The organism is Sulfuricella sp. (genome assembly GCF_035531155.1).
Classification (GTDB): Bacteria; Pseudomonadota; Gammaproteobacteria; order Burkholderiales; family Sulfuricellaceae; genus Sulfuricella.
The window spans coordinates 49,521-72,134 of record NZ_DATKTK010000003.1; the positions used below are offsets into that span (position 1 = coordinate 49,521).

Below are 22,614 nucleotides of genomic sequence, written 5' to 3' on the forward strand. Positions count from 1 at the left end.
ATCACTTTTCCTTTTGAATATCAGGGATGCCAAAGTCGAGAATTATAGCAGTCTTGATGAAACCAGAAGGGCATAATCCAGTGCCGGTTTTGAAATCCCGGATTCCTGCCTGCAATTGTGCAGTGGATAAGCCTACTATACTTAATTTTTTACTTTCTGTAAGTGGCTATGATGGTCAGCGAAGCCGCTTAATTCGGTATTAAGGAGACACATGGTCCCTGCTCTGCGTACCCTGATTCTGGGTATTGTGGCCATTGGCCTGGTAGGCTGCGCCAGCCCGAGCCCGCGTTACCAATTCGCTTACCGTTACGAACCGCCAGCCGATAGCGCAGGACAGGCTTGCCTGGAAAAGTGCGGGCAGAAAATGGAAGCCTGTCAGCAGCGTTGCACGGCGGATTACCAGGCTTGCCTGGCAGGCATTGAGCCGTTGGTGGAAGGGCGTTACGGCGAGGCTCTCAAACGCTATGCGGCTGAATTGGACCGTTATCGCTGGGAGCTGGAGCGTTATCAGTGGTACCTGTCGCTGAGCTGGCCAGATTCCTTCTGGTATGGTCACGGTTTTTACTATCCCTGGCCTGGCCCATTCTATTTTCCGCCTGCTCCGCCCAAAAAGCCCAGCCGCGACGAGGAGTTCGACCGGCTAAGGAAGGAAAGATGCGAGATTGAATGCGGCTGTCAGCCCATCTATGACGCCTGCTTTCTGGCCTGCGGCGGCAAGCGGATTCCGGAGGTGAAGTGCATCGCAAATTGCCCTGAGGGGAAATAAGGGTTGGCTTTGTGTGGTTTGTAGGGCTTTGTGGCTGATGGCGGCATTTAAGAGCAAGCGGTTTTTGATGTCTTCAAAAAGTCGGTGAAATCGCCTACAGAATCGCATCGGCACATATGGCTCCCATCACCTTTTTGTCACACGCTGCCCCAGGAGTTCTTGAAAGCGGCTGAATCCGGACTATGCTGGAATAGACCCTGTGGCAGCATCTACCGGGTATGTGCCTGAATGAAAATCCCAACCAACTGTAAGCGCGAATGAACTTCGCGCCAGCCGGCTAAATCCGGTCCTATAGGAGGGGATTTCATTGCCGGTTTAATAACGACTTTTTGAGGAGCTTTCCATGAATCAAACCACACGTTTTTTCTTTACTGCAGTCTTGTCTGCGGTTCTTACGCTGGGCGCGGCAATGACGCCCGCCATCGCTGACGATGCCGACATGTGCCCTGGTATGGGCATGATGAGGGGAGGGATGATGGGCCCTGAAATGATGGATGGCATGATGGGATCAGGAATGATGGGTGGCATGGCAGGCCAGGGCATGATGGGCGGAATGATGGGTCGCGGCATGATGATGGGGCTGGATTTGACTGACGATCAACGTGCCAAGGTTGAAAAAATCAACTACGAGATTGCCAAAAAGCATATGGAGCTGATGGCCGTGATGCTGGAGGAGTCCCATAAGCTGCGGGAGGCGCTGGCGATGAAAACGCCCAATCCGGCCGCAGTGGGCAATGCAACAATCCGGATTCACGATCTCAAGCGGCAGATGAAGCAGTTGCATGTCGACACCCACAATCGCATCGAGGCGGTATTGACCAAGGAGCAACAGGAAATGTTCAGGCGCCACGGTCGGGGCGGCATGATGGGGCATTGAGGCTGTTCCCGGTTGATCCCCGTGGTGAATTAGCGCAGCACATTGCGCCGGATGCAGCTCATACTTCCGGCGGGATTCTCCTGCAAGGGGTTTCTCCGTCGGGTATTACGATCCCGTTTATTCGATTTCTACGCGTTCTCAATACCGCAGCAGACCACCTTGTTACGGCCTGCTTGCTTGGCAGCATAAAGCGCGGCATCGGCTTCTGCCAGAACGTCCTTGAGTTCACGCGTGACATCGGATGGGCAGTGCGAGATGCCGATGCTGATTGAGACGGAGAGGTTCCCGCATTCGGTGGCAAACGATGAGGAAGCGATGGTTTCCCGCAAGGATTCGGCCAGGTTCAGTGCGCCCCCGGTGTCGGTATCCGGGGCGATCACGCAGAATTCTTCGCCGCCGTAACGCCCCAGAACGTCGTGTCCGCGCAACCGTCCCGCAAGCCGACCGGCGACTTTGCGCAACACCTCGTCTCCGGCAGGGTGTCCGTGGGTATCGTTGATGAGTTTGAAGTTGTCCACGTCGATCATCAGCAACGCCAAGGGCGAACCGCTGCGCCGGGCCAGGGCATGTTCGGCGTGTTCCATCAGGGCGCGCCGGTTGGGAACCTGGGTGAGGCTGTCGGTCATCGCCAGGTGCATGATTTCCCGGTCCGTGCGTTCCTTGACCATGAGCACGAAACCGATCGAACCGAGCAGCGCGGTCGCCATGACGGCGATGAAGGAAATGATCTGAACCGGGTGAGGTGATGCGGCGTTCTGGGGTTGGGCGAATTCACTGTAGCCGGACAGGGCGACGACGGCCCGCAGTCCCAGTACCAGCACGATCATGGCGCAACCACCGAATAGTAGCCGCCAGGCCCGCCCGGCGCGGGTTTCCGTGTCGGACAGCAGGGTGCGGGCAATCAGCACCATCTGGAAGCTATAGATGAGGCTGCCCCAGATGAAGCGGTCGCGTATGTCGTCCACCAGAATGGCCGCCATCACCAGCGTCAGCGCGACCGGTGCAAGGTACTGCCAGCGCGGAGCCTGGCGTTGCTGGAATTCACAAATGGCAGCCAGTATCAGGGCATGCGAAGCGGCTTTGAATCCGTTGGCGACAATGATCGAGAAGACATCCGGAATGGTGCCGCGGGCCGCAATCAGCGTCCAGGTCAGGGTTTCCAGGAGCATCGCCGCCGCCCATTTGCCCATGCCGTCCCGTTTTCTGTCGCCGTTCCCGCCGGTGGCGGCGACGAACAGGCTCAGTACCATCAAGGCATTGGTCAGGATCAGCGAAAACAGCAGGGTGCGAGGGTCCAGGTTCATGTTCGCTCAGCGTGACTTGGCTAGCGCCTGCAACACTGCCTTGAGCAATTGCCAACAGCGTGCGACCGATTCTATTTCGACGCTTTCGCCGGGCGCGTGTGCGCCGCGAATATCGGGGCCGAAGGATATCATATCCAGATGCGGATGGCTGGCCGCGAGCAGGCCGCATTCCAATCCCGCGTGAATCACCTGCAATCCAGCGGACTGGCCGAATTGCGCGGTGTATACCTGCTGGCACAACGCGAGCAAGTTCGATGACGGGTTCGGCGTCCAGCCCGGATAGGCGCCGTCCTTCCAAGCGCGCAATCCAAATGATGCGGCATGCGCAACCAACTCGTCGGCTAGAGCATCGGCTCGTGCGTCGTGCAGCGAGCGCACCTTGAACGTCGCGCGGAACGCCCCCTGTTCAAGCGCAACCACGCCGAGATTGTCCGAGGTGTCGGTCACGCCGGGGAATTCGTCGCTCGTGCGTGCCACGCCGTTGGTGGCACTGTTGAGGAAATTGAGCAAGCGATCTCGCTCTGCGCATGAAATGGCAGAAAAAACTTCCGTTCGCCCTGAGCTCGTCGAAGGGTGAACGTCCACACCCGTCCATGGTTCGACAAGCTCACCACGAATGGCCTTAATGGATAGCGACACCTTCGCATCCACCTCAGCGAAGTGCTTCCGCCATGCCGCATTTTTCTGTTGCCTCCATGCTTCCAGTTGCGCCGCATCGGCAGCAGGTAGCGCAAACACTGCGACCGCTTCGCGCGGAATGGCATTGCGCGCCGTTCCGCCCTGCATGCCGATCAGACGCAAATCGAAGCGTTCGGCCAGCTCGCGCAGCGCCTCCGCCAGCAGCTTGATCGCATTGCCGCGCCCGAGATGGATGTCGATGCCGGAGTGGCCGCCGCGCAGCCCGGCCACTTCCAGCCGCATCAGTTCATAGCCCGGCGGCAAGTCTTCCTGTTCGCAATCGTGGCGCACCTCCACATCCACGCCGCCCGCGCAGCCCAGATAGAAATGCCCCCATTCCTCGGTGTCGAGGTTGATCAGCGTCTTGCCCTGCAAGGTGCCGGAGGTCAGACCGCGCGCGCCGTCCATGCCGGATTCCTCGTTCACGGTCAGCAGCACCTCCAGCGGCGGATGGATCAGCCCCGGCTCTTCCAGCGCGGCCAGTGCAAGCGCCACGCCGATGCCGTTGTCCGCGCCCAGCGTCGTGTTCTCCGCCACTACCCAGCCATCGCGCACAGTAGTGTTAATCGGGTCGCGCTCGAAATCATGCTGCGTGCCGGCATTGGCCTGGCACACCATGTCCAGATGGCCTTGCAGGATCACGCCGGGCATCGCCTCGCAGCCTGGGCTGGCGGGCTTTTTCAGGATCAGATTGCCCGCGTCATCGACCACAGCGGTGAGCCCGCGTGCTTGCGCCCAGGCGATCAAATGCTCGCGCAGCGCCGCCTCGTGCAGCGACGGTCGCGGTATCGCGCACAGCGTGGCGAAGTGTGCCCAGACGGAATGAGGTTGGATATTTTCGAGCGCGGATGGCATGTTAACGGTTGATTGGCTTGTATCGCGGCAGTGAGGTTTCGTAGGGTGCAATAAGCGCAGCGCATTGCACCGGATGTTTAGATATGGCTACATACGGCGCAATGCCCGTTGGTTATTGCCCTACGCGGGCTGACCCCGTTTGTTTACTATTTCACCGCCGCACCAGCACAAATAATCATGGCCGGCAGGCCGGCGTCCGCATGACCGGGCAAGGCAACTTCCTCTTGGGGTTGAGCCACGGTTTGACCGGTTCAGCTCTGAGCACGGCCAGTTCCGGCTCAAGCGCTACCATGCGGGCTAGGGCCTTGTTCTGCGCTTCGCAATCCTTGTCGTACATCGCCTTAATCCCGGCCAAATGATCGTCCAATGCGTCGGTAAAGGGGTACGTCCCGTGGATGTATTGCTGGACGGCCTCGATCGCTCTACGCGGGTACTCGTCCACATATCCGCGATGAATGGCGTACTGCGCTTGCTCTACTGAAAATACGGTTCCGGCGACGTCCCACTTATCGTCAATAGCCCTCCGCTTCAGCTCAATATATTCGCGCGCCAGTTGCTCTTTCGCGGAGTCCTTCGGGTCAATGCCTTGCAGGGGTTGGAGCCGGGCAATGTCCGGCAATATCGGACACGTTTGGAACTGCGCAAGCTTTGAGGTTACCTCGTCAGCGGTGAGCGCCGGGGCAGAACCCTTACCCGACTTGCTGCATTGCGCGAACGTAAATACCACCAAAACTACTGCGCCAAACGTAAGCGCGGTCGGCCAATCATTTTTCATCTGTGTACCTTCAATTATGCTCGGCGTGGCCACGCAGAGACCCGGGGCATTATGGACTAAACGGGACTAAACGGGGACAGACCACGTTTTATGGACTAAACGGGACTAAACGGGGACTAAACGGGGACAGACCACGTTTTGTTTTTACTGATCTCTTCATGCACCCACGAAGGATCAAGGTCGGCGCCATTCGACCAAGAGCAACTGCAAGAGCAACTGGGGACAGACCACGGTTTCTGCCCCCATTAAAGAGCAACTGGGGACAGACCACGGTTTCTGCCCCCATTAGATCACCGACTGATCGGCTTATACCGAATCCGCTTGGGCTTTGCCCCTTCTTCACCCAGCCGTTTCTTCTTGTCCGCTTCGTATTCCTGATAGTTGCCGTCGAAGAACGTCCACTTGGAATCGCCTTCGCAGGCGAGGATGTGGGTGGCGATGCGGTCGAGGAACCAGCGGTCGTGGGAGATGACCATGACGCAGCCGGCGAATTCGAGCAGGGCGTCTTCCAGCGCGCGCAGGGTTTCCACGTCGAGGTCGTTGGAGGGTTCGTCGAGCAGCAGCACGTTGCCGCCGGCGATCAGCGTCTGCGCCAAGTGCAGGCGGCCACGCTCACCACCGGAGAGCTGGCCGACGGTCTTGCCCTGATCGGAACCCTTGAAGTTGAAGCGGCCGATGTAGGCGCGCGCCGGGGTCTCGTATTTGCCGACGGTGAGGATGTCGTTGCCGCCTGAGATCGCGTTGAACACGGTCTTGTCGTTCTGCAGCGAGTCGCGCGCCTGATCGACGTGCGCGATCTTGACGGTGGTGCCGATCTTCACGGTGCCGCTATCCGGCTGTTCCTTGCCGGTGATCAGCTTGAACAGCGTGGATTTGCCCGCGCCGTTCGGGCCGATGATACCGACGATGGCGCCGGGCGGCACCTTGAAGCTGAGGTTGTCGATCAGCAGGCGGTCGCCGAAGGCTTTGCTGACGCCGTCGAACTCGATGACTTCGTTGCCGAGGCGTTCGCCGACCGGGATGAAGATTTCCTGCGTTTCGTTGCGCTGCTGGTGTTCCTGCGAATTGAGTTCTTCGAAGCGGGCGATGCGCGCCTTGGATTTCGCCTGGCGTCCCTTGGGATTTTGCCGCACCCATTCCAGTTCCTGCTTCATCGCTTTCATGTGCGCGTCGATCTGCTTGTTCTCGGTCTCCAGTCGCGCGCCCTTCTGCTCCAGCCAGCTCGAATAGTTGCCCTTCCACGGGATGCCGTGGCCGCGGTCGAGTTCCAGAATCCATTTGGCGGCGTTGTCGAGGAAGTAGCGGTCGTGGGTGACGGCCACCACGGTGCCGGGGAAGTGCACCAGGAACTGCTCCAGCCAGTCCACCGATTCCGCGTCGAGGTGGTTGGTCGGCTCGTCCAGCAACAGCATATCCGGCTTTTCCAGCAGCAGTTGGCACAGCGCTACGCGGCGCTTCTCGCCGCCGGAAAGGTGTTCAATCCTGGCGTCCCAGGGCGGCAGGCGCAGCGCGTCGGCGGCAACTTCCATCTGGTGCTCGGCATCGGTGCCCGAGGTGGCGATGATGGCTTCCAGCCGCCCCTGTTCCTCGGCCAGTTTGTCGAAGTCGGCATCCGGCTCGGCATAGGCGGCATAGATTTCCTCCAGCTTCTGCTTGGCCTGCATCACTTCGCCCAGGCCCGCTTCGACTTCCTCCCGCACGGTCTTGGCCGGGTCGAGCTGCGGCTCCTGCGGCAGGTAGCCGATGGAGATGTTGGGCTGGCGCTGCACCTCGCCGTCGTATTCCTTGTCCACGCCCGCCATGATGCGCAGCACGGTAGATTTGCCCGAGCCGTTCAGGCCGAGCAGGCCGATCTTGGCGCCGGGGAAGAAACTCAGCGAGATATCCTTGATGATTTGACGCTTGGGAGGGACGATCTTGCTCACGCGGAGCATGGACATTACGTATTGGGCCATGGCGTTAGTTAGGTGCTCGAGGAAATGCGTAGCTTAACCCAAGGCGGCGGGTTTTGGGAGCACGGAAATCAATGGCCGTTTTTTGGCTTATAATTCCCCCGCGACCTTGATCGCGCCTTCCATGACCGGGACTATCCTCTGATGAATTACCGCCACGGCTACCATGCCGGCAACTTTTGTGACGTATTCAAACATCTCATCCTGATGCTGCTGATCGAACATTTCAAGCAGAAGGAAAAGGGTTTTACCGTGCTTGACGCACACGCCGGCGATGGGTCCTACAGTCTGCGCGGTGAACTGGCCGCCAAGACGGGCGAGGCGGCAGAGGGGATTTTGCGCGTATTGGAATTTCCCAAGCCTTCGCCGGCGCTTGCCGACTTTCTCAACCTGGTGCGCCGCCTGGGTTTGCCGGACGCCGAGGGCAGGCTGACCAGCTATCCTGGCTCGCCGCGATTGGCGCGCGCGTTACTGCGGCCGCAGGACAAGCTGCTGCTGAGCGACATCCACCCGGATGCGCTGAGTTCGCTGGAGAGGTTGTTCCGCGATGACCGCCAGGTGCGCATCCAGCCGATCGATGCCGCGCTGGCGCTGAAGTCGCTGTTGCCGCCGGAAAGCCGGCGCGCCCTTGTGCTGCTCGATCCGCCGTACGAAGAGCCAGACGAGTTCCGCCGCCAGCTGGCAGCCCTGAAAGAAGCGCACAAACGCTTTCCCACCGGCACCTATGCCATCTGGTACCCGATCAAAAGCCCGGAACCGGTGCGCCACTTTCACCGTCAATTGGCTGCCAGCGGGATCAAGCGGATACTCACCACGGAGATCCACCTCGCTCCGCTCAACAACTTTCAACTCAACGGCAGCGGCATGACGATCATCAATCCGCCCTGGAAGCTCGACACGCAACTGGGCGAAGTGTTGCCGGAATTGCTGGCCGCGCTGGGCGCGGAAAAAAGCGGCAAAATCCGTCTGGAATGGACCGTGCCGGAATAACCCAATCCGCTAGTATCTGTAGGTTGGGGTGAGCATGCGAACCCCAACACCCCCAAAGTGATAGAGAGCCATGAGCCGCTACACACGCGCATTTACGCCAGGCGGGACGTTCTTCTTTACGGTCAACCTGGCCGAGAGATCGAAAACCCTGCTTACCGACCACATCGACAAGCTGCGCGAAAACCTGCGGCATGTCCGCGATCGGCATCTATTCCATATCGACGCCATCGTGGTTCTGCCCGACCACCTCCATACCATCTGGACATTGCCGCCAGGCGATGCAGATTACCCCACCCGCTGGACATTGATCAAAGCCGGGTTCTCTCGCGGCCTGCCCAAGAACGAGCGCATCGGTTCGAGCAGAATCGCCAAGGGCGAACGGGGCATCTGGCAACGGCGATATTGGGAACACCAAATCCGCGACAAAACCGATTACGCCCGGCATATCGATTACATCCATTACAACCCGGTCAAACACGGCTACGCGGAAACACCCCTCGATTGGCCGCATTCATCGATACATCGATATATTCGGGATAGGATTCTTCCAGCGGATTGGGGCGCGAATTACGCCGAGGCGGAAATGGCAGGGTGGGGGGAATTATGAGGGGTTTGTTGGGGTTCGCGGGCTCACCCCAACCTACCGGGCTTGGATTGTCAATCACGGCGGGATACGGCTGCGCCTAACCCGCCCTACATTTTGTTCGCCTCATTCTCCAGCACCTGTAAAAACTCATCACCGTATTTCGCCAGCTTGGCTTGGCCCACGCCGCTGATTTCGCCCATTTCCCTTAGGCTGCCGGGGCGGCGGTTGAGGATTTCCAGCAGGGTGCTGTCGTGGAAGATCACATAGGGCGGCACGCCCTGCTCGCGGGCGAGTTCAGTGCGTTTGGCCTTGAGTGCCTGCCACAGCGGGTCTTCGTTGGCACCGGCGAAAGCTTCGCGGGCGCGGGCGCCGCGCTCGGCCTTGCTGGTTCGGCTCTTCTTGGCGGGTTCGGCATCGCGCCGCAGCCAGACTTCCTGCTCGCCGCGCAATACCGGGCGGGATTCCTCGGTCAGGCGCAGGCCGCCGTAGGCTTCGATGTCCACGTTGAGCAGACCGGCGGCGACCAGTTGGCGGTAGACGCTGCTCCACTGGGCTTGGGCGAGTGCTTGCCCGATGCCGAAGGTGGTGAGCTGGTGGTGGCGGAATTTCTCGACTTGGGGTGTGGTTTTGCCCAGCAGGACGTCGATCAGGTGGCCGACGCCGAAACGCTGGCCCGTGCGGTAGACGCAGGATAGCGCCATCTGCGCGGGCTGGGTGGCGTCCCAGGAGTCGACGGGTTCGAGGCAGTTATCGCACTGGCCGCAGTCGCCGGGGTGCTCCTCGCCGAAGTAGCGCAGGATGGTCTGGTGGCGGCAGGCGGTGGCTTCGCAGAAGCCGAGCAGGGCGTCGAGCTTCTGCAGTTCGACCCGTTTGCGCTCGGCGGGGGCGTCGCCGGAATTGAGCATCTGGCGCATCGAGACCACATCGCCCAAGCCGTAGGTCATCCAGGCGTCCGCAGGCAGGCCGTCGCGGCCGGCTCGGCCGGTTTCCTGGTAATAGCCTTCCATGCTCTTGGGCAGGTCGAGATGGGCGACGAAGCGCACGTTGGGTTTGTCGATGCCCATGCCGAAAGCCACCGTGGCGACCATGATCACGCCTTCCTCGCGCAGGAAGCGGCGCTGGTTGGCGTTGCGCGTGGCGGCGTCGAGGCCGGCGTGGTAGGGCAGGGCGTCCCAGCCTTTTTCCTTGAGCCAGGCGGCGGTTTCCTCGACTTTCTTGCGCGACAGGCAATAAACGATGCCGGCATCGTTGGCGTGTTCGGCTTCCAGAAATGCCTGCAACTGGTTCCGCGCGTTGGCTTTCAGCGTCACCCGGTAGCGGATGTTCGGGCGGTCGAAGCTGGAGACGAACTGGCGTGCCTGTTCCAGTGTCAGGCGCTCGACGATCTCACGCCGGGTCGGGGCATCCGCCGTGGCCGTGAGCGCGATGCGCGGCACCGCCGGAAAACGTTCGTGCAGTACCGTCAATTCCCGGTACTCGGGGCGGAAGTCGTGGCCCCACTGCGACACGCAGTGTGCCTCGTCGATGGCGAACAGCGCCAATCCCGGGCCGGCCTGAACTTGCTCCAGCGCACTCAGGAAATTCGCCATCAGCAGGCGCTCCGGGGCCACATAAAGGATATCCAGGTCGCCGCGCATCAGGCGGCCAAACACGTCTCGGGCGGCATCGGCGTTCAGGCTGGAGTTGAGGAAGGCGGCCTTCACGCCGAGTTGCTTGAGGGCGTCCACCTGGTCCTGCATCAGCGCGATCAGCGGCGACACCACGATGCCGACGCCGTGCCGCAACAGCGCGGGGAGCTGGTAGCACAGGGATTTCCCGCCACCGGTCGGCATCAGTACCAGTGCGTCGCCACCGGCTGTGACATGCTCGACGATGGCCTGTTGTTCGTCGCGGAAGGCCGAGTAGCCGAAAACGTCGTGGAGGATTTGCTGGGCAGAAGGGGAGGGCATGGGCGGGCGAGCGGATAAAATGCCATTTTACCCTGTCATGGCCTTCCCGGGTTATGCAATAGTCCGGGTCGACTCTGATGATGGGGCGCAGTTGTGCTGTTGTTTCTGTTAAACTAACTAATATCAGATCAGTGAGTCCGGCTACCAGGCCCGGCTTCATTTCCTTTCTTAATCACGAATACCAGCTTAAAGGGTGATAACTTGGCAAAACCTAATTTTCAATATGAAAAGCGTCAAAAAGAGCTGGAAAAGAAAAGAAAAAAAGAAGAAAAAACACAGCAGAAACTGAACAAAACCCAGCCCCAGGAAAATCCGGATCAGTCGCCGGAAGAGGGTAGCGCCAATCCGCCTCCGGCTGAGTAAAGGACATCTCTAAAGGGTTATGGTTTTCCCTCGGTCATCTTCACAAAGATGGCCGAGTCCCCCAAGACGGGTACGGCTACTTCCCAGTCCATTTTCTTGATGTAATCGGCCAGCGCCTGGGCGGCGTTCGGTTCGCCGTGAACCACGAAGGTTTGGGCGGGCGGGCGCTTGAACTGTTTGAGCCAGTGCAGCAAGGCGGCTTGGTCGGCATGGGCCGAGAACCCGCCGATCGTATAAATTTCCGCGCGCACGGGAATGTCCTTGCCGTAAATGCGCGCCGTTTTTGCCCCATCCACCAGCCGTCTTCCTAGCGTGCCCTGGGCCTGGAAGCCGGTGATCAGGATCGTGTTCTGCCTTTTTCCCAAATTATTGATCAGGTGAAACTTGATGCGTCCGGCATCGCACATGCCGCTTGCGGAAATAATGATCGCACCGGAATGGATGTCGTTCAGCGCAATGGATTCTTCCGCGCTGCCGGTAAAAGTGATCTTTAGCGGAGTGTGGTTTTTTGCCTGCCAGGCGGTAAGGTTCCTCGCCTCCTCGTCGAACATTTCCATGTGTCGCATGGTGATATCCGTGGCTTTGGTCGCCATCGGCGAATCAACATAGACAGTCAGATTCTTGAATCGCCCCTGGCGTGTGAGTTCATGAAGAAAATAGATGATTTCCTGCGTACGTCCCACTGCGAAGGCGGGAATGATGACATTGCCTTTTTTCCGGTACAGCGTGTCATTGATGGCATGTACGAATTCTTCGGTGGTCGATGGCAGGTCTTTGTGCAGCCGGTCGCCGTAGGTGGATTCGACGAACAGGATATCGGTTTCTTCGATTATGGTGGGGTCGCGCAGGATAGGCTGGCCGGGTTGGCCCAGATCACCCGAGAAGACCAGCTTGGTCTGTTTGTCTCCACTCTTGACCCAGACTTCGATTATGGACGATCCCAGAATATGACCGGCGTCCCGAAAGCAGCAGTGTACGGATGGGTGCGGGGAGATCTGTGTGTCGTAGGAAATTGGCGTCAATCTGCCCAGGCAGATTTCCGCTTCGGCCATGGAGTACAGCGGAGTAGCTGCTGCGCTGAGTTTGCGCTTCTCTCTTGGTTTTTCCTCCCGCCGGCGGTTTTCCCTGCTGGCTTCGATTTCCTGAATGTGGGCGGAATCCGGCAGCATGACGCCAAGCAGGTCGGCGGTGGCGGTCGTGGTGTAAATCGGACCGTCAAAACCCGCAGCGACCAGCTTGGGCAGCAGGCCGCTGTGGTCGATGTGGGCGTGAGTCAGCAAGACAAAAGCGATATCCCGGGGAAGGAACTTGAAGGCTTGCGCATTCAGCTTGTCGGCCTCGCGGCCGCCCTGGAACATGCCGCAATCCACCAGGAATTTGACCTCCCCGGTTTCGATCAGGTAGCAGGAGCCGGTGACCTGTTGGGCGGCGCCGAGGAAGGAAATTTTCACTTGTGACCTCCGGGTATGTCTGCTCTAGACCGGGTAAGGCAGGGGCAGGAAATGCAGGGCCGGACCCTCCGGGGTTTTAAAGCGCACCGCGCCGGCATCCACGCTGCCGGTGGGGATCACCGCCAGCAGGTCGTAGCCGCCATCGGGGGCGGGCTGGGCATTCACCACCATGCCCGCCGTCGGTTCTGCGCCGAACAGCTCGTCTCCTGGCTGGGGTGCGCTGTCCGAGCCGAGATGGGCGAGATACAAACGGCGTTTGACCTTGCCGAGGTATTGTGTGCGCGCCACGATCTCCTGGCCGGTGTAGCATCCCTTGTTGAAGCTGACGCCGCCGATGGCTTCGAAATTCGCCATTTGCGGTGTGAACTGCTCCTGGGTCTGGGGCAGGATGACGGGGATACCTGCGTGGATTTCCAGCCATTCCCAGCAGGCGCTGCCGGCGGGAGTGGACTGACTGCTCAATTCCTCCCACAGGGCAGGCCCTTGCTCAAGGGGTGCAACGATCTCGAAGCGCGCTGCGCCGAGCCGGATGATCGTTCCCTTGTCGTGGCGGACGACGCCCAGCAGGTCAGGCGGCAATGCGCCGATAGCTGCTTGCAACAAGGCTTCGGCACCCATGCCGGCCACGCCGAGGCGCACCGATTCATCGCCGGCGTCGCGCACCTTGACCTTGGAGCGCAGCACGTACATCGTCAGCCGCTTCTGGATGCCGGCTTGCAGAGTGGCGGGCAGTTGCAGAAAATAACCGCCAGCGTCCCGCCATAGCAGGAAGCTCGCCAGCATCCGGCCTTTGGGCGTGCACAGGCTGTTGTACTGCGCGCGGTCGGTGGCCAGCCTGACATCGTTGGTGGTCTGGCCCTGCAGAAAGGTCTGGCTGTCCTCGCCATTGATGCCGATCACGCCGCGATGGGAGAGGTCGGTGAGAATGGTACCGGACTGTGCAGCCAGCAATTCTTTTTCCGGATTGCCGAAATGAATGGCATGATCGTCTGCTAGGGTAGCGCCCGCTTTAACGAGATGGTCTTTCCAGGTGGGATTCATAATTCTGACGGAGTTGAAAGTGATGATGGTTAACATAAGGCCAATTAGCCATTTTTACAAGGGTTTCGGGCGGGGATGCTGACGATCGCGGTCGGGCCGTCCCGGCGGTTGGCGGGTTCGCTCGCGGGTATGCATGGTTTTGCCGCCGCCCTGTTTTGGCTGGCGCCACTGCCGCACTGGCTCGCCGTCTTGCTGATGGCGGTGCTTCTCGGCAGCGCCTGGCATACTCTGCGGCGCGATGGTTTCCGCACGCTGCAGCATTCGCTGATTGCATTGCGGCTCGATGCCGATTGCCGTTGCGAATTCCAGACCCGCACCGGGGCATGGCACGAAGCTACCCTGCTCGGCAGCAGCTTCGTTGCCCCTTATTTGACCGTGCTGAATTTGAAACCGGCGGGGGGCCGCTTGGTGAAGCATCTGGTGATTCTTCCGGATGCCGTCAATGGGGAAGATTTCAGGCGGCTGCGGGTGTGGCTGAAATGGCGATGCTCGAAGATGGATTAATCGCAAAAAACATGATTATCCACGGATGAACACAGATTACACAGATAAAACAAACGGTTGAACCTAAGGAAGCGCTGATTAAATGAGAATCGTCATTCCGGCGAAAGCCGGAATCTAGAAAATTCAAAGCACTGGACACCGGCTTTCGCCGGTGCGACGAATAAATCAGTGGTTCCTAAGTCGTTGGCTACCCGAAAGGTAAACCACGCACTTTAATGCAACCTATTGATAATCCGTGTACATCCGTGATAATCCGTGGATAAACTTTTTCTGGTTAATCGCTATTTGCCGCCCGGCACCAGCACCGTGTTTTTTGCTTCGGCCAACTGCTCCGGATAATCCCGGCTGTAATGCAGGCCGCGGCTTTCGTGGCGCAGCATGGCGCATTGCACGATCAGGTCGGCGGTGAGCACCAGGTTGCGCAACTCGATCAGGTCGTTGCTGACGCGGAAGTTCTGGTAATACTCGTTGATTTCCTCGGTGAGCAGGCGGATGCGGTGCTGTGCCCGCTCCAGGCGCTTGTTGGTGCGCACGATGCCGACGTAATCCCACATGAAGCGGCGCAGCTCGTCCCAGTTGTGGGAAATGACGATTTCCTCGTCGGCGTCGGTGACGCGGCTTTCATCCCATTCCGGCAGGGCTGCGGGCGGTGTTTGCGGCTGCTTGAGGATGTCCTTCGCGGCGGCCTGGGCGTATACCATGCATTCCAGCAGCGAGTTGCTGGCCAGTCGGTTGGCGCCGTGCAGTCCGGTGCAGGCGACCTCGCCAATGGCATACAGGTTGGGAATATCGGTGCGCGCCGAGCGGTCGGTGACGATGCCGCCGCAACTGTAGTGTGCCGCCGGTACCACGGGAATGGGCTGGCGCGTGATGTCGATGCCCAGTTCCAGGCAGCGTTCGTAGATGTTGGGGAAATGCTCCTTGAGGAAAGCCGCCGGTTTGTGCGAAATGTCGAGATAAACACAGTCCAGACCGCGTTTTTTCATTTCGAAGTCGATCGCGCGTGCCACCACGTCGCGCGGAGCCAGTTCGGCGCGAGGGTCGTGCTCCGGCATGAAGCGGGTGCCGTCGCGCAATACCAGGATGCCGCCTTCGCCGCGCACCGCTTCGGTGATCAGGAATGATTTGGCGTGGGGGTGATACAAACAGGTGGGATGGAACTGGACGAATTCCATGTTCGACACCCTGCATCCGGCGCGCCAGCCCATCGCGACGCCGTCACCGGTGGCAACGTCGGGATTGGTGGTGTAAAGATAGACCTTGCCGGCCCCGCCGCTGGCTAGCACGATATGCCGGGCGGCAAAGGTTCTGACCTTGCTGCTGTTTTTGTCGAGAACATACACCCCGTGACAAGCATTATTCTCAAGCCCGAGCTTGCCACCGGTGATCAGGTCGATGGCGATGTGGTTTTCCAGCAAGGTGATGTTGGCATGGTTTTTGACCTTTCCCGCCAGGGTGACCTGTATCGCATGGCCGGTTGCATCGGCGGCGTGGATGATGCGGCGGTGGCTGTGGCCGCCTTCCCTAGTCAGATGGTAGCCGGTGCTGTTGTCGGCATCCCGGGTAAAGGGCACGCCTTGCTCGATCAGCCATTCGATCGCGGCCCGGCTGTTTTCCACCACGAAGCGGGTGGCTTGTTCGTCGCACAGCCCTGCGCCGGCGATCAGGGTATCTCTGATGTGCGCCTCGATCGAGTCATCGCCCGCCAGCACGGCGGCGATGCCGCCCTGCGCCCAGTCGCTGGCGCCATCCAGCACCCCACGCTTGGTGACGATCGCCACTCGCCGGCTCTCGGCGAGGTTCAGTGCCAGCGTCATGCCGGCCAGCCCGCTGCCGATGATGATCACGTCAAAATGCGACATGTGCGTTGTTCCTTTGACTTTAAAATGCCTGGGTGGAAATGATAGCACGCAACGTGGGCGCGAGGCAGGGCGACCTTTTCGCGGAATCGGACTGTCAATAACCCTGTCGGGATATGAACTATTCCGCGACGAGGAGGTCTTTGTGAAGAGGGCTGCGTTCCCTGAAATGGATGTGGGCGCTATACTGAGACCATTAGGTGGCATGGAAAGTCTATGCCATCAATAGGGACAAGGATAATGGCGCTGAAATTCAGGGAAGGCCCTCATGGGTGATCGTGAGATTGACCAGCAACTGGTCGAGCGAGCGCAGCACGGCGACAAGCACGCTTTCGAGCTGCTTGTGGCGAAGTATCAGCGCAAGCTGGGGCGTTTGCTGTCGCGCTTCATCCGTAACCCGACCGAAGTTGAAGACGTGGTTCAGGAAGCGTTCATCAAGGCGTACCGCGCACTGCCTTCGTTCCGGGGTGAAAGCGCTTTTTATACCTGGCTGTATCGGATCGGAATCAATGCCGCCAAGAATTATCTGGTGTCTGAAGGCAGACGACCGCCGACGACGACGGAGTTCGACAGCGAAGAGGCCGAAGGTTTCGAAGACGCCGAACAGCTTCGCAATATCAATACGCCTGAAAATGAACTGATGAGCAAGCAGGTTGCCGAAACCGTGAACAAGGCAATGGATAGCCTGCCCGAGGAACTTAAAATCGCGATCACGCTGCGTGAAATCGAGGGTCTGAGTTATGAGGAAATTGCGACCATGATGAATTGCCCGATTGGTACGGTGCGGTCGAGGATTTTCCGTGCTCGCGAAACGATCGCCGAGAAGTTACGACCTATGCTGGGAACTGATAAAGATACGAGGTGGTAAACATGATGGAGAGTCGAATATCTGCGCTGACAGATGGTGAACTGGATCATGAAGAGGCAAATGCAATCCTGCTCTCTGCCAGAGAGCAGCCGGAATTGCAGCAGAAGTGGAATATGTATCACTTGATCGGCGATTCCTTAAGACAAACCGCTCCACTTTCACCCGATTTCAACGCACGATTCGCCGGGCAGTTGGCAAAAGAGCCGACGGTTCTGGCTCCCCGGCGACTCCTTCTGCACCTGCGCCCCTTGATTGCACTATCTGCCGCGGCGTCGGTCGCGGCGGTTTCCCTGGTGGCGTGGGTGGTGCTGCAATTCAATCCTGAGAGTGGCTTGAGTGCGGCAACCAATACCGTTGTTGCGGAGGCAAGCACGGCGAGTGTCTCGTCCGAGATAAACGTCAATAGTTATCTTGCGGCACACCAGGAATATTCACCTGCCGTCCAGCTGCCCCGGCACTATCAGCGCGCGTCTCTCGAAAAATCACGGGATGGAGGTCGATGAGAGCACTATTTCTCGCGGTAGCCGCGCTGGTGGGGTTGCATGGTGTGTCGCAGGCGGCGGATGTGGCGCAGCAGACAGATGCGCTGGGCTGGTTGAAAAAATCTGCCGCTGCGGCGCACCAGCTCAATTACAGCGGTACCTACGTCTATCAGTACGGCGACTATCTTGAAACCAGCAAAATCACCCATATCAAGGATGAAAGCGGCGAGCACGAAAAGCTCGAGGCGCTGGATGGTTCTCCCCGGGAGGTGATCCGCAATAATGAAGAGGTGCTGTGCTTCGAACCGGACAACAGTGCTTCCGTCGTGGTGGAGAAAAGGAAGGTCGAAAAGTCCTTCCCTGCGCTGCTGCCCACGCAGCTTGACGGTATCGCCGAGAATTACCGGGCTCGGTTCGCCGAGCCCGACCGCATGGCAGGCCATGCTTGCAAGGTGATTGTCCTCGAGCCCAGGGATCAGTACCGTTACCGGCACAAGCTCTGGATCGACCAGGCCACGGGCTTGCTGCTGAAAGCCGGTATGCTCAACGATAGGAACGAGGTGATCGGCCAGTTTGCCTTCACCCAGGTCGAGATCGGTGGTCAGATAGACAAGGAATCCCTCAAGCCGAAAATTGCCGGCAAAAAGGTGCGGGTGTCCAATGATCCGGCAACCGCGACGGAACTGCAGCAAAGCGATTTGAGCTGGGCTGTGAAGCAGCTCCCGCCCGGCTTTGCCCTGGTGACGGTGATGAAACGCATGATTCCGGGAAAAGGCGTGCCGGTGAATCACCTGGTGTTTTCTGATGGCCTGGCGACGGTTTCTGTTTTCATCGAGCCTGTCGCGACCGTGACAAAACCCATGCAAAGCGTGGTTCGCCAGGGTGCGATCCATGTTTATTCGCGCACCGTGGCTGACCACCGGATCACGGTGTTAGGCGAGGTGCCAGCCATTACCGTGATGCAGATCGCGAATTCCGTCAGCAAAAATTAGGTGTATTCCATGATAGAAACTGAAGCGGTCGTCGTGAAAATAGAGCATGCCGTTGCCTACGTTCAGGCGGAGCGGAAGTCGAGCTGCAGCGGTTGCAGCGAAAGCAGCTGCGGCACTTCGGTATTGGCAAACTTTTTTGGACAAAGGACGCCGCTTTATCGCGCCAGCAACGAAGTTGGCGCAAAGGTCGGCGATCGGGTTGTGGTCGGCATGGATGAGTCGGCCCTGTTCAAGGGGACGCTGCTGCTTTACCTGTTTCCCCTGCTGTTATTGTTTGTCGGGGCGGTAGCGGGGAGCGCGCTGGCGGTTAGCGCGGAGGTTAAGGACGGGTATTCCGTAGCGGGCGCCTTCATCGGGCTGGTGGCGGGTTTTCTCGGATTGAAGCTTCTTTCGTCGAAGATGGTTATGGGCAGACAATTCCAACCGGTCATCCTGAGCCGGATGGTTGATATGCCGGTACGGGTGGTCAGTTTTGAGGGTGGCTTGAAGAAGTGAGGTTTTTATTTAGGACTTAACTTGGTTGAGGTGGCTAGAAAATGAAGAAGTTGCTGTGCACTTTTTTTCTGATTTCTTTTTCAACGTTTTCCTATGCCAAGGACCTGCCGGATTTCACCGAGTTGGTTGAAAAGCAGGGCCCGGCAGTAGTGAATGTCAGCATCACCCAGACCGTCAGCCAGGAGGAAATGCTTCCTCAAATCCCCAATCTTCCCGAGGGCGACCCTTTCTTCGATTTCTTTCACCGCTTTCGTCCGCCCCACGGCGGTATTCCGCATGAGTTCGAGTCGAAGGCCATGGGTTCGGGTTTTATTATCAGTGCTGACGGCTACATACTCACCAATGCGCATGTGGTGGACGCTGCCGATGAAGTGACCGTGCGCCTGACCGACAAACGTGAATTCAAGGCCAAGGTGATCGGCACAGACCGCAGGACGGACGTGGCGCTGATTAAAATAGAGACGGCTGGGCTACCCAGAGTGGTCATCGGTAATCCTAATCTGCTTAAGGTCGGTGAATGGGTGGCTGCGATCGGTTCGCCTTTCGGTTTCGAGAACAGCGTGACTGCGGGCATCGTCAGTGCCAAGGGGCGCTCCCTGCCGCAGGAAAACTACGTGCCCTTCATCCAGACCGATGCGGCGATCAATCCGGGTAATTCGGGCGGGCCGTTGTTCAACCTCAGGGGCGAGGTGGTCGGTATCAACTCCCAGATATACAGTCGCACCGGCGGCTATATGGGAGTGGCCTTTGCCATTCCGATCGACGTCGCGATGGACGTTGCCGACCAGTTGCGTATTCACGGCAAGATCAGCCGCGGCTGGCTCGGTGTGATGATTCAGGAAGTCACCAGGGAATTGGCCGAGTCATTCGGGTTGAAGAAACCGGAGGGGGCCCTGATCGCGGGCGTGGAGAAGGGTGGTCCGGCGGATAAGGGTGGTCTGGAGCCGAGCGATGTGGTGCTGAAGTTTGACGGCAAGCCGGTGAGCAACGCCAGCGAGTTGCCGCTCCTGGTCGGTGCGACCAAGCCTGGAAAACAGGTGGCGGTCCAGGTATGGCGCAAAGGTTCAGCCAAGAATTTGGTCCTGACCGTGGGAGAAACGCCGGACGAGAAAGTGGCGCAGCGTCCTGGCAAGATGGAAAGCGCTGCTGGCAGGCTGGGCTTGGGTTTGAATGACCTCTCCGAGGCGCAGAAAAGAGAGATGCAGATTCCGTACGGAGTGCTGGTGGTGGAAGCTCAAGCATCGGCTGCACGAGCGGGAATCCGACGCGGTGACGTGATTACGGCGGTCAACAATAGGGACGTGAAAAGTGTCGAGCAGTTCAACCAGATTCTTGCCGGTTACAAGGCAGGGCAGAACATTGCGCTACTGGTGCGTCGCGGGGAGCGCGCACTGTTCATCGCATTCAAGATACGATGAACAGTGGAATTTTGTTGACAGTCTACGGGCGCGAAGACTGCCACCTGTGCCACGACATGATTGCGGCGCTAGAGGCGTTTCAGCCGGAATACCGGTTTGCGCTGGAAGTTGTCGATGTGGACGAAGACGAAATCCTGGAACGGCAATACGGTCATTTAGTGCCTGTGTTGGCAGGCAACGGCGAGAAAATCTGTCATTACCATCTCGATCCGGTCGCGCTTGCTGCTTATTTCGGCAAAATCCGGTAAAATCCGTCTTTCCCAAAAAAGAAAGGGCACCGCAAAGTGCCCTTTTTTACTGACACAAACTATGAACCTAGAAACCTCAGTTGACCGCTCGACTGGATATTTAACAGCGTGATCCCAATAAACTTTTTCATGATTTACCGTTTCACCCGGCTGGTGGGTCCGCTACGGGGTGGATTGCACGGTTTTTGCAGCGCATGGCGGCGTTGCAACTCCTTGGAATGGAACGACCATTCCGCGTCGTTGCGCCTTGCCCTGCACCACAAAAACCGCACACTCCACCCCGTCCAACTGAGGTTTCTAGGTTGAAGCACATCCGCAATTTTTCCATTATCGCTCATATCGACCACGGCAAATCCACCCTGGCCGACCGTATCATCCATCTATGTGGCGGCCTTTCTGATCGAGAGATGGAGGCGCAAGTACTGGATTCGATGGACATCGAGCGCGAGCGCGGCATCACCATCAAGGCACAGACCGCTGCGCTAACGTACAAGGCCCTCGATGGGCAGGTTTACCAGTTCAACTTGATCGACACCCCCGGCCACGTTGATTTCTCCTATGAAGTCAGTCGCTCGCTCTCTGCTTGTGAGGGGGCGCTGCTGGTGGTGGACGCTTCGCAGGGCGTGGAGGCGCAGAGCGTGGCGAACTGCTATACCGCCATTGAGCAGGGGGTAGAGGTCGTAGCGGTACTCAACAAGATCGATCTGCCCAGCGCCGAGCCTGAACGGGTGATCAAGGAAATTGAGGACATCATCGGCATTGATGCCAGTCACGCGGTTCTCTGCTCGGCCAAGACCGGTCTGGGCGTGCAGGACGTGCTGGAGGCAGTCATCGCCCGCATACCGGCACCCAGGGGCAACCCGGATGGCCCCTTGAAAGCGTTGATCATCGACTCCTGGTTCGATAACTATGTCGGTGTGGTGATGTTGGTGCGCGTGGTGGACGGCGTACTGAAACCCAAGGATAAAATCCTGCTGATGGCCGGCGGCACGGAACACCTGTGCGAACAGGTCGGTGTGTTCACCCCTAAATCACAGCCCCGGACACAACTGGCGGCGGGCGAGGTGGGTTTTGTCATCGCCGGCATCAAGGAACTCAAGGCGGCCAAGGTCGGCGATACCGTGACCCTGGCCGGGAAGCGCGCCAGCGAGGCGCTGCCGGGTTTCAAGGAAATCAAGCCGCAGGTTTTTGCCGGGCTGTATCCGGTGGAATCTCATGAGTACGAAGCCCTGCGTGATGCGCTGGAAAAACTCAAGCTCAATGATGCCTCGCTACACTATGAGCCGGAAGTCTCCCAGGCGCTGGGCTTCGGATTCCGCTGCGGTTTCCTCGGACTGCTGCACATGGAGATCGTGCAGGAGCGATTGGAGCGCGAATACGATATGGACCTCATCACCACCGCGCCGACGGTGGTGTACGAGGTGGTGATGCGCGGCGGCGAGGTGCTGGAAATCGAGAACCCCGCCAAGCTGCCTGAGCTATCCAAGATAGAGGAAATCCGCGAGCCGATCATCACCACCACCATTCTGGCGCCGCAGGATTATGTTGGCGCAGTGATGACGCTGTGCAACCAGAAACGCGGCGTGCAGAAGAACATGCAGTACATGGGGCGGCAGGTGATGCTGACTTACGAGATGCCGATGAATGAAGTGGTGATGGACTTCTTCGACAAGTTGAAATCGGTATCGCGCGGCTATGCCTCAATGGATTACGAGTTCCTGGAATTCCGTACTTCCGATCTGGTGAAAGTGGATATTCTGATCAACGGCGACAAGGTGGATGCCCTGTCGGTGATCGTTCATCGAGCTAACAGCCAGTACCGCGGCCGCGAAGTGGCGGCCAAGATGCGCGAGCTGATTCCGCGCCAGATGTTCGACGTAGCGATCCAGGCGGCTATCGGTGCTCAAATCATCGCGCGCGAAAACGTCAAGGCACTGCGCAAGAACGTTCTGGCGAAATGCTACGGCGGCGACATCAGCCGCAAGCGCAAGTTGCTGGAAAAGCAGAAGGCGGGCAAGAAGCGCATGAAACAGGTCGGCAATGTGGAAATTCCGCAGGAAGCCTTTTTGGCAATTTTGCAGGTGGACAATAAATAGTGATGAGTCATGGGTAATGAGTGATGGAAGGTGGTTTTGCCTCACCCATTACTCATTACCCATCA

21 protein-coding genes are annotated in these 22,614 nt (G+C 58.6%); 13 read left to right on the forward strand and 8 right to left on the reverse strand.

Annotated elements, in window-relative coordinates; translation table 11 throughout:
* Positions 1-211 precede the first annotated feature (211 nt).
* Entirely contained in the window at positions 212-766 is a 555-nt protein-coding gene (locus VMV64_RS00295; protein ID WP_325327942.1) for a hypothetical protein, read from the forward strand.
* Positions 767-1,109: 343 nt separating this feature from the next.
* Positions 1,110-1,643, forward strand: coding sequence for a Spy/CpxP family protein refolding chaperone (locus VMV64_RS00300; RefSeq protein ID WP_325327943.1), 534 nt, complete (start codon positions 1,110-1,112; stop codon positions 1,641-1,643).
* 128 nt (positions 1,644-1,771) lie between these two features.
* On the opposite strand, the gene VMV64_RS00305 is transcribed toward VMV64_RS00300, so the two are convergent.
* From VMV64_RS00305 to ettA, 4 genes are all read right to left on the reverse strand, one after another.
* Complete coding sequence (locus VMV64_RS00305) at positions 1,772-2,947, reverse strand: GGDEF domain-containing protein (RefSeq protein WP_325327944.1); 1,176 nt, start codon at positions 2,945-2,947, stop codon at positions 1,772-1,774.
* A gap of 6 nt (positions 2,948-2,953) precedes the next feature.
* Positions 2,954-4,480, reverse strand: a complete 1,527-nt coding sequence (locus VMV64_RS00310) for an aminoacyl-histidine dipeptidase (RefSeq protein WP_325327945.1) — start codon at positions 4,478-4,480, stop codon at positions 2,954-2,956.
* 175 nt (positions 4,481-4,655) lie between these two features.
* On the reverse strand, positions 4,656-5,255 hold the full coding sequence (locus tag VMV64_RS00315; RefSeq protein ID WP_325327946.1) for a hypothetical protein: 600 nt from the start codon (positions 5,253-5,255) through the stop codon (positions 4,656-4,658).
* Positions 5,256-5,545: 290 nt separating this feature from the next.
* Positions 5,546-7,210, reverse strand: a complete 1,665-nt coding sequence (gene ettA, locus VMV64_RS00320; RefSeq protein ID WP_325327947.1) for an energy-dependent translational throttle protein EttA — start codon at positions 7,208-7,210, stop codon at positions 5,546-5,548.
* 141 nt (positions 7,211-7,351) lie between these two features.
* On the opposite strand from ettA, the gene VMV64_RS00325 reads away from it, so the two are divergent.
* Together VMV64_RS00325 and VMV64_RS00330 are read left to right on the forward strand one after the other, a co-directional pair.
* A complete protein-coding gene (locus VMV64_RS00325) occupies positions 7,352-8,197 on the forward strand; it encodes a 23S rRNA (adenine(2030)-N(6))-methyltransferase RlmJ (protein ID WP_325327948.1) in 846 nt (281 codons plus the stop codon).
* A gap of 70 nt (positions 8,198-8,267) precedes the next feature.
* Positions 8,268-8,804 carry an REP-associated tyrosine transposase gene (locus tag VMV64_RS00330; protein ID WP_325327949.1) on the forward strand — a complete coding sequence of 179 codons (537 nt, stop codon included), beginning with the start codon at positions 8,268-8,270 and terminating at the stop codon, positions 8,802-8,804.
* A gap of 86 nt (positions 8,805-8,890) precedes the next feature.
* On the opposite strand, the gene recQ is transcribed toward VMV64_RS00330, so the two are convergent.
* Positions 8,891-10,732 (reverse strand): DNA helicase RecQ, encoded by a 1,842-nt coding sequence (gene recQ / locus VMV64_RS00335; RefSeq protein ID WP_325327950.1) that lies wholly within the window; start codon positions 10,730-10,732, stop codon positions 8,891-8,893.
* Between the two features lie 201 nt (positions 10,733-10,933).
* Here recQ and VMV64_RS00340 point away from each other — a divergent pair, with 201 nt between their 5' ends.
* Positions 10,934-11,095, forward strand: coding sequence for a hypothetical protein (locus VMV64_RS00340; protein WP_325327951.1), 162 nt, complete (start codon positions 10,934-10,936; stop codon positions 11,093-11,095).
* Between the two features lie 17 nt (positions 11,096-11,112).
* Here VMV64_RS00340 and VMV64_RS00345 read toward each other — a convergent pair whose 3' ends face one another.
* Entirely contained in the window at positions 11,113-12,546 is a 1,434-nt protein-coding gene (locus tag VMV64_RS00345) for an MBL fold metallo-hydrolase (RefSeq protein ID WP_325327952.1), read from the reverse strand.
* A gap of 24 nt (positions 12,547-12,570) precedes the next feature.
* Positions 12,571-13,587: a folate-binding protein YgfZ gene (locus VMV64_RS00350; protein ID WP_325327953.1), complete on the reverse strand. Its 1,017-nt coding sequence runs from the start codon at positions 13,585-13,587 to the stop codon at positions 12,571-12,573.
* Positions 13,588-13,662: 75 nt separating this feature from the next.
* Here VMV64_RS00350 and VMV64_RS00355 point away from each other — a divergent pair, with 75 nt between their 5' ends.
* Entirely contained in the window at positions 13,663-14,091 is a 429-nt protein-coding gene (locus VMV64_RS00355) for a protein YgfX (RefSeq protein ID WP_325327954.1), read from the forward strand.
* A 281-nt stretch (positions 14,092-14,372) separates the two neighbouring features.
* Here VMV64_RS00355 and nadB read toward each other — a convergent pair whose 3' ends face one another.
* Positions 14,373-15,953, reverse strand: coding sequence for an L-aspartate oxidase (gene nadB / locus VMV64_RS00360; protein ID WP_325327955.1), 1,581 nt, complete (start codon positions 15,951-15,953; stop codon positions 14,373-14,375).
* Positions 15,954-16,218: 265 nt separating this feature from the next.
* On the opposite strand from nadB, the gene rpoE reads away from it, so the two are divergent.
* From rpoE to lepA, 7 genes are all read left to right on the forward strand, one after another.
* Entirely contained in the window at positions 16,219-16,818 is a 600-nt protein-coding gene (gene rpoE / locus VMV64_RS00365) for an RNA polymerase sigma factor RpoE (protein ID WP_325327956.1), read from the forward strand.
* Positions 16,819-16,820: 2 nt separating this feature from the next.
* On the forward strand, positions 16,821-17,321 hold the full coding sequence (locus VMV64_RS00370) for a sigma-E factor negative regulatory protein (protein WP_325327957.1): 501 nt from the start codon (positions 16,821-16,823) through the stop codon (positions 17,319-17,321).
* Complete coding sequence (locus VMV64_RS00375) at positions 17,318-18,292, forward strand: MucB/RseB C-terminal domain-containing protein (RefSeq protein ID WP_325327958.1); 975 nt, start codon at positions 17,318-17,320, stop codon at positions 18,290-18,292. Before VMV64_RS00370 ends, VMV64_RS00375 begins: the two co-directional genes overlap by 4 nt.
* Before the next feature lie 9 nt (positions 18,293-18,301).
* Positions 18,302-18,787 (forward strand): SoxR reducing system RseC family protein, encoded by a 486-nt coding sequence (locus VMV64_RS00380; RefSeq protein WP_325327959.1) that lies wholly within the window; start codon positions 18,302-18,304, stop codon positions 18,785-18,787.
* 41 nt (positions 18,788-18,828) lie between these two features.
* A complete protein-coding gene (locus tag VMV64_RS00385) occupies positions 18,829-20,205 on the forward strand; it encodes a DegQ family serine endoprotease (RefSeq protein ID WP_325327960.1) in 1,377 nt (458 codons plus the stop codon).
* Positions 20,202-20,453 (forward strand): glutaredoxin family protein, encoded by a 252-nt coding sequence (locus VMV64_RS00390; protein ID WP_325327961.1) that lies wholly within the window; start codon positions 20,202-20,204, stop codon positions 20,451-20,453. The genes VMV64_RS00385 and VMV64_RS00390 overlap by 4 nt, the downstream gene beginning before the upstream one ends.
* Before the next feature lie 302 nt (positions 20,454-20,755).
* Positions 20,756-22,549: a translation elongation factor 4 gene (gene lepA, locus VMV64_RS00395; protein WP_325327962.1), complete on the forward strand. Its 1,794-nt coding sequence runs from the start codon at positions 20,756-20,758 to the stop codon at positions 22,547-22,549.
* The last annotated feature ends 65 nt before the right edge of the window (positions 22,550-22,614 follow it).